We start from the raw sequence: 1,644 nt of genomic DNA on the forward strand, positions 1-1,644 counted from the left end.
GCCCATTCGCGTATGGCTTTGGCGTCGGCGCCTTCGCCTTGCCATTGCAGGTTGATACCGCGCCCGGTGCGGTCGGTATAACGGGTGATCAGATGGTGCTGATACTGGTATTCCCACTGTGCAGCGTGTTCGTCGCGGGCGGCGATCAGGTCGCCGTGTTCGTCGTAGTCGTAGCTGGCCAGTTGGCGGTGGGGCTGGCCTTCGTGCATCAGCCAAAGGGCGGTTATGAGGCCATGTTCATCAAGTTCGCTATGGATATGGTGATGAGCTGTGTCGTCCTGATAGGTGACCAGATCTGACAGCACGGCTCGGCCTGCGTGTTGATGCTCATAGTGCAGGGCGATGCGTGCGCCCCCTCGCAGGGTAATGCCGCTGAGTAGATAGCGATCACCTTGCTTTTGAAACGTCTCCTGGCTGTCGTGGCCTCGTACGACCACCAACGTGTTGGCCGTGGTGCGAATCAGCAGCACCCCTTCGATCGGGTCGTAGTGGTGCCTGCTGATCTCGATATCAGGGTAACGCTGGCTACGTCCGTCGTAACCGTGGTAGCTCAGGCCGTCTTCATGTTGGTCAATGCGAATCGAGAACGGCGTGATCCAGCGTGCGCCAAGGCTTCCCTGATCGAACGCCGCAAGGCTAGAGCGGTAGGTTCGTATCCACTCGATCGGAAAGGGGCCAGGGAGGGAGAAATCGGTATGTTCCAGCGTTTCACTGCCGGTCGCGAAGCTGATGCTGTGGCGGGTGCCTACAGGGACGCTAGGTCTACAGTTCTTACAACCATTAGGATCATTGGTGGTTTTGCGCTGAGTTGATTGACTGACCAGCGGGCCTTGGCCTTGAGTGGCTTGAGCTCGATTGTTCTGGTGATTGGAGGCATTGGCCGTTTGGGCGCCGCGCCGCTTGCGGGCGGCCAATGCGCTGACCAATGCCATGATCAGGTTGCCAATGCTGCCGATTCTTTTCGGATCCCCTAGCCCCTGAACTTTCTGCGCCACCGCCAAGCCGATTCTGTCGGCGGCACTGGCGACGGTGAGCAGTTTCTGGCAAACGGCTTTGGACAGCGGCCTGTCATCGATCACGAACTGGGCGGCAATACCCACCACCGGGCCGAAGAAAAAAGAGCCGATCTTGGCTTTTTTGGCCAGCGCTTGTTGTCCTTGCTCGCTGGCAATACTCCTGAGCATACGGGCGAAGGCGGCGCAGGCTTTTCTGATTTCTGCGGCGATTTTGGTGAGCAGTTCGCTGAGACGCGCTTGGATGGCATTGGCAAAATCCTCTAGGGCGCCGCGAGTTTTGTCGTTAAGGTTCTCTTCCAATGCACTGAGCATGGCCGTTGAAATGGCGGGTAGACCATTGCGCCTGACCGCTGAAAGCGTGGTGCGCACCGCCAGCCGTGCCGGGCCGACACCCGGAAAGGAGATCAGGCCGACGACGTTGACGCCAAAGCTGACCCAGGTCAGGAAGTCGTTCTGATCTCCGTCGATCAGGGTGAGCAGGTCGCCGATGGCATCAATGGCGGCAAAGACGGTGCCGACACCTGGAATCACCGCACCGGCGGTCTGTACAGCATTCCAGCCAACGGCATCGTTGGTCAGTTTGCGCAGCCACTTGTCGAGCTTTTCCTTGCCCGCATCAATGTCATTT

Annotated in this window: 1 protein-coding gene; it reads right to left on the reverse strand. The window is 58.7% G+C overall.

Annotation, left to right across the window (positions count from 1 at the left end; all coding sequences use genetic code 11):
* Nucleotides 1–1,644 (reverse strand): DUF6531 domain-containing protein (locus AACY42_RS28370; protein WP_339483809.1); only part of this gene is annotated, 1,644 nt, incomplete at both ends.

It is taken from the genome of Pseudomonas sp. RL_5y_Pfl2_73 (genome assembly GCF_963970515.1).
In the GTDB taxonomy this organism is placed as follows: Bacteria; Pseudomonadota; Gammaproteobacteria; order Pseudomonadales; family Pseudomonadaceae; genus Aquipseudomonas.